The 5,641-nt window shown below is 70.3% G+C and carries 5 protein-coding genes and 1 pseudogene; 1 reads left to right on the forward strand and 5 read right to left on the reverse strand.

What is annotated here, in order from left to right; all coding sequences use genetic code 11:
• Window positions 1–287 precede the first annotated feature (287 nt).
• On the forward strand, window positions 288–1,121 hold the full coding sequence (locus B2J89_RS04770; protein WP_169168089.1) for a DMT family transporter: 834 nt from the start codon (window positions 288–290) through the stop codon (window positions 1,119–1,121).
• A 105-nt stretch (window positions 1,122–1,226) separates the two neighbouring features.
• Here the strand turns inward: B2J89_RS04770 and ptsP are convergent, their stop codons facing one another.
• The 5 genes and pseudogenes from ptsP to B2J89_RS04795 all read right to left on the reverse strand — a co-directional run bounded on the left by ptsP (window position 1,227) and on the right by B2J89_RS04795 (window position 5,493).
• Entirely contained in the window at window positions 1,227–2,981 is a 1,755-nt protein-coding gene (gene ptsP / locus B2J89_RS04775; RefSeq protein ID WP_169168090.1) for a phosphoenolpyruvate--protein phosphotransferase, read from the reverse strand.
• A 49-nt stretch (window positions 2,982–3,030) separates the two neighbouring features.
• Complete coding sequence (locus B2J89_RS04780) at window positions 3,031–3,300, reverse strand: HPr family phosphocarrier protein (RefSeq protein WP_169168091.1); 270 nt, start codon at window positions 3,298–3,300, stop codon at window positions 3,031–3,033.
• Window positions 3,272–3,713: pseudogene (locus B2J89_RS04785) on the reverse strand (PTS sugar transporter subunit IIA); the annotation flags it as partial. The pseudogene B2J89_RS04785 and the gene B2J89_RS04780, both read right to left, overlap by 29 nt.
• Window positions 3,710–4,954: an MFS transporter gene (locus B2J89_RS04790; RefSeq protein ID WP_169168093.1), complete on the reverse strand. Its 1,245-nt coding sequence runs from the start codon at window positions 4,952–4,954 to the stop codon at window positions 3,710–3,712. The pseudogene B2J89_RS04785 and the gene B2J89_RS04790, both read right to left, overlap by 4 nt.
• Complete coding sequence (locus B2J89_RS04795) at window positions 4,951–5,493, reverse strand: hypothetical protein (RefSeq protein WP_169168094.1); 543 nt, start codon at window positions 5,491–5,493, stop codon at window positions 4,951–4,953. The genes B2J89_RS04790 and B2J89_RS04795 overlap by 4 nt, the downstream gene beginning before the upstream one ends.
• Window positions 5,494–5,641: the final 148 nt, after the last annotated feature.

Here is a 5,641-nt window from a genome sequence, read left to right on the forward strand (position 1 = left end):
GCGCGCCTGGGCGACGATTTTGTCTACCCCGAATACCTCGCGCGCAGCTGTGTCGACGACCAGAACCCGTTTGTGCAGGGCCTTTTCGAGTGCGAACGCATCGTCGGCGGTCCAGCGGTCCGGGAAATTCCGGCCGAGAACGGCTGACGCTGGCCTCCACCGGTCCTGCAGTGCACTGACTCTGTGGATGGTCCGCGCAGCAGCGCAATCGGGACCCGCGGGTGGAGGGGTTGCAAGACGGCCACACGGCACCCCTGCGCGGCGGGGCTTGCGTTTACGCTCGGCCCATGCAAGCCAATCTCTACGCGCTCGGCGCGATCGCACTGTGGGCCTCGCTGGCCGCCTTGGGGGTCTCGCTGACCCACGTCCCCCCCTTCCTGCTCACGGGCATCGCGCTCGTCATCGGCAGCGTGCCCGCCTGGCCGCTGGTGCTGCGCGACCCCGCACAGTGGCGCATTCCGCTGCGCACGCTGGCGCTCGGCGTGTACGGCCTGTTCGCCTACCACCTGCTGCTGTTCGTCGCACTGCGCCATGCGCCCGCGGTCGAGGCCAACCTGGTCAACTACCTGTGGCCGCTGCTGATCGTGGTGCTGGCGCCCGTGGTGCTGCCGGGCGTGGCGCTGCGCTGGCCGCACGTGGTGGCGGCCTTGCTGGGCTTTGGCGGCGCGGCCCTGGCCATCACCGCGGGCCAGGGCCTCGACGGCCGCCTGGCCTGGGGCTACCTGCCGGCGCTGGCGGCCGCCTTCGTCTGGTCGACCTATTCGCTGCTCACGCGCCGCATGGCCGCCTTCCCCACCACCGCCATCGGCCTGTTTGGGCTGGTGTCGGGCCTGCTGTCCCTGCTCTGCCACGCGCTGCTGGAGCCCGCCGCCGCGCTGCAGGCAAGCGACTGGGCGCTGCTGGCGGCCATGGGCCTGGGGCCCCTGGGCGCGTCGTTCTACCTCTGGGACCGGGCGCTTAAACTCGGCGACCCGCGCCACATCGGCATCCTGAGCTACATCACGCCGCTGGCCTCGACCGCGCTGCTGATGGCCGTCACCGGCCGCCCGGTGAATGCCAGCATCGGCATGGCGACGGCGCTGATCCTGGGCGCGGCCGTGCTCGGGGTGCGCACCCGCTGAACTGGCATGAAAAAGGCCTCAAACGCTTACCATTAAAGCGCTGACAGCTAGTTTTTTAATAGCATCAACCCGGCAGGCAGGGGCCCACGGCCCCGGCCACGTGGCTCAAGGAGCGATCAGGTCGTTCGGCGTGTCCGCACCGAGCACCTGCTGCGCCCATGCGGCCAGCTTGCGCGTGTCGGCGCGTAGCACTTCCTGCTTGACCGCGAGGATTTGGGCCGGGTGCATCGAGAAGCTGCGCAGCCCCAGGCCCAGCAGCAGGCGCGTGAGAGCGACGTCGCCCGCCATTTCGCCGCACACCGACACGCTCTTTCCCTGGGCCTGGCATTCGGCGATCACCTGGGCCACCAGCTGCAGCACCGCCGGGTGCAGCGGGTCGTAGAGGTGCGACACCGCCTCGTCGGCGCGGTCGATGGCCAGGGTGTACTGGATCAGGTCGTTGGTGCCGATCGAGAGAAAGTCGAAGTAGCGCAGGAAGGTGCGCACCATCAGCGCCGCGGCCGGCACCTCGACCATGGCCCCCAGGCGCACCGGTCCGTACGCCTGCCCGCGCTCGTCGAGCTCGGCGCGCGCCAGGTCGACCTGCGCCAGCGTCTGGCGGATCTCGCTGCCATGGGCGAGCATCGGAAACAGCAGGTTGACCTGCCCGTGTGCTGCGGCGCGCAGCACGGCGCGCAGCTGCGTGCGGAACATGGCCGGGTCGGCCAGACTCCAGCGGATCGCGCGCAGGCCCAGAGCCGGGTTCAGTTGCGCATCCTTGTAGTTCTTGTCCAGGGGCTTGTCCGCGCCCACGTCCACCGTGCGGATCGTGACGGGCAGGCCCTGCATGCCGTCGATCGCGTCGCGGTAGGCCCGATACTGCTCTTCCTCGCCGGGCAGGTCGCCGCTGCGGCCCATGAACAGGAACTCGCTGCGGAACAGGCCCACGCCCACGGCGCCGGCGCGCACGGCGGTGGCGGCATCGCTGGGCTGCTCGATGTTGGCCAGCAGCTCGATCTTCTGGCCGTCGAGCGTGACCGACGGCGTGTGCCGCAGGCGCGCCAGGCGCTCGCGCTCGAGCACCATCTGGCGCTGGCGGAAGCCGTATTCGGCCAGGATGATGGCGGACGGGTCGACGATCATCACGCCGGCATCGCCGTCGATGATGACCCAGTCGTCCTGGCGCACCAGCTGGCTGGCCACGCGCGCGCCGACCACCGCCGGGATGTCCATGCTGCGCGCCACGATGGCGGTGTGCGAGGTCTTGCCGCCCACGTCGGTGACGAAGCCGGCGAACACGCTCTTCTTGAACTGCAGCATGTCGGCGGGCGAGAGGTCGTGCGCCACCAGCACCAGCGGCACGTCCATGGTGTCGTCGAGCAGCAGGTCCTGCGGGGTCTTGCGCCGGGCGTTCGGCGGGGGCGGCGCCACCGGCTGGGCGACGCCCTTCATGTACCGCAGGATGCGCTCGACCACCTGTTCGAGGTCGGCTTTGCGCTCGCGCAGGTACTCGTCCTCCATTTCGTCGAACTGGCGCGCAATGGCTTCGAGCTGGGTCGTCAGTGCCCACTCGGCGTTGTACAGGCGCTCGGTGATCCAGTGCTTGACGCCGCTGGTCAGCGCCTCGTCCTGCAGCAGCAAGAGGTGCACGTCGAGCAGCGCCGCCAGCTCGTGCGGGGCATCGTGCGGCATGTCGTCCTGCAGGCGCTGCAGCTCCTCCATGACCGCGTTGCGCCCGTGGCGCACCCGCTCGATCTCCGACGGCACCTGGTGCGGCTCGATGAAGTAGTGCGCCACATCGACGCGGCTCGAGCCCACCAGCACGGCACGCCCGATGGCGATGCCGCGCGCCACCGCCAGGCCGGGAATGGAAAACGTCATGCCCCGCCCCTGGGCAGGCCGTGCCACGCGGTGGCGGCGCGGCCCATGCTCAGCTGCCTTCGCCGAACTTGTCGGCGATCAGGGCCAGCAAGGCGTCCATGGCTTCCTGGGCCTGGTCGCCGCTGGTTTCGATCTCGACCTCGGAGCCCAGGCCCGCGGCCAGCATCATCACGCCCATGATGCTCTTGGCATTGACGCGCCGGCCGCCGCGGCTCATCCAGACATCGCAAGGAAAAGTGCCGGCCAGGCGGGTGAGTTTGGCGGACGCGCGGGCGTGCAGGCCCAGCGTGTTGCCGATGGTCGTGGAGGTCTTGATCATGGACGGGTCGGTTCTGAAGGGGTCGCGCTCAGGCACACCTGCATCACGCCTTGGGTGCCGCCCACCACGGCGCGCTGCACCAGGGCGTCCAGCGGCTCGGTGCGGTAGCTGACGGCGCGCAGCAGCATCGGCAGGTTCACGCCGGTCACCAGCCTGGCGGGCAGGTCCGCCACCAGGCGCTGCGCGATGTTGCACGGGGTGGCGCCAAAGACATCGGTCAGCACCAGGGTGGGCGCTGCGGGCGCAGGCGCCAGCATGTGCCGCGCCTGCGCCAGCGTGTCGGCGGGCGCCGCATGCGGCAACACGTCGAGCGCGAGCACGGCATCGGCGCAGTCGGTGAACACATGCAGCGCGCATTCGCGCAGGGCATGGGCCAGCGGCGCGTGGGCGATGAGGAAGATGCGCGTGCTCATGGTGCGGTGGGTTGCAGCGCATTATGGCCGCGCGCGCGCACGACAAACCAGGCGTAGGCGGCGACATTGCAGGCCAGGTACAGGCCCATGGACCAGCGAAACGCCGCCATGGGCGTGGCGCCGGCGGCGGCAAAGGCGTCCAGCGCCAGACCAATGCCCCACTGCACTGCGAACACCCCGACAAAAATCACCAGGTTGTAGGCCGACAGCGCGCGCCCGGCCAGCGCCTGCGGAAACGCCAGCGCCAGCGCCGGCAGCGACAGCGAAACGAAGGTGCAGGCCACGCAGTACAGCGCCCAGGCCGCGGCACCGGCGCGTTCGCCCAGCACGATGAGGGCCGCCATTACCAGCAGGCTCAGGGGCACGCCTGCGGCCATGAGGCGGTTGGCGTCCACCCCCTTGCGCAGCAGCCAGTGGCTGGCCATGCCCCAGCCCCAGAAAGTGCACAGCATGGCGACATTGATCCAGAACAGGCCGGTCGCAGCCTCCAGCGCCGAGTAGCCCGCCACCTGCTGCATCCACGGGCCGGCCCACAGTGTCTGCATGGCCACCATGCCCCCATAGGTGAAGAACCCCAGCGGCGCCAGGCGCACGAAGTACGGGTGCCGCCACACGGCCGCATAGCCGGACGGCGCCTGGGACGGCTCGGGTACCGCCCGGTCGTGCGCGCCCACCCAGGCCGGCACGCTGAACGCGATCCACCCCATCGCCAGCACGATGAGGGCCGCCAGACCCCAGAACAGCGGCCGCCACCCCGCCAGCGGCAGCAGCCACTGCACGGGCAGCGTGGAGGCGACCATGCCCAGCGATCCGGTCATGAGCATCCAGGAGTTGGCGCGCAACTGCGCCGTGGGCGTGTACCAGCGCCGATAACCCGTCAGCGGCGCCATCAGGCAGGCGCTAACGCCAGCGCCGCACAGCACACGGCCCGCCAGCAGGCCCGAAAAGTCCGTCGCCACCGAAAACAGCACGCAGCCCAGCACGGCCGCAACCAAAAAACCCAGCAGCACCCGCTTGGGGCCATGGCGGTCCAGCCAATTGCCCAGCGGCAGCTGCGTGGCGGCAAAGCCAAGAAAATACCCGCCCGACAGCAGGCCCAGGTCGCGGGCATGCATCTCGAACTCGCCGGCCAGGGTGGGCGCAAGCGTGGCGGTTACGGCACGCAGCAGGGCCGAAAGGAAGTAGGCGAAGGCAAACGCGAGGAAAACGGTCACGGCGGTGCGGCGCTGCAGCAGGTTCATTGCAGCTCCAGGCCCGAAAAAAAGCCTTCTGCCACCTCGGCGCGCGGCCCGGCGCTCAAGACCACGGCATGGCAGGCGCTCAGTTGCGGCCCCTGGACGCGCGCAAACCACACCGCCTGGGCGTGGACCGCTTCGCCGCCGGGCTGCCGTCCCTGCACCACGGTGCGCACCGACTGCGGCAGGTCGAGCGCGCCGACCGGCACGAAGGGGCTGTCTTGCGCAGCGCCGGGCTGCCCCGGGGCGGGCGCGCGCAGGCCTGCCAGCACCGCCGCGCGCCAATGGGCCAGCGCTGCGCCCGCCTGCGCGGGATTGGACAGCACGGCGCAGGCCACGGCGAAGGTCACACCATCGGCCGCACAGCCCGCCATGTCCACCGCGGTGTCCGTGCCCGCCAGTTCGATGCGGCGCTCCAGGTGGTCGGGCTTGCACGGCAGGCTGGCACGCAAGCCGATCTCGGGCAGGACCACGCTGCGCCAGTTCAGCGCGGGACTGCAGGCAGACAGGCACAGGGCCAACGCGGCAACAAGAATTCGGTCCATGCGGGGATTATGGTCAGGGTCGGTGCCGCGCAGTGCCCGGGGCCGAAGGCGGAACTTCTGCGCGCTGCCTGCGCTCCAAGCCCCTGACACGGCCAGTTGCTTTGCTGCCTTGACGTGCCGCGCTGGCACGGCTGCCGCACAATGGCGA

It is taken from the genome of Acidovorax sp. SRB_24, assembly GCF_012931925.1.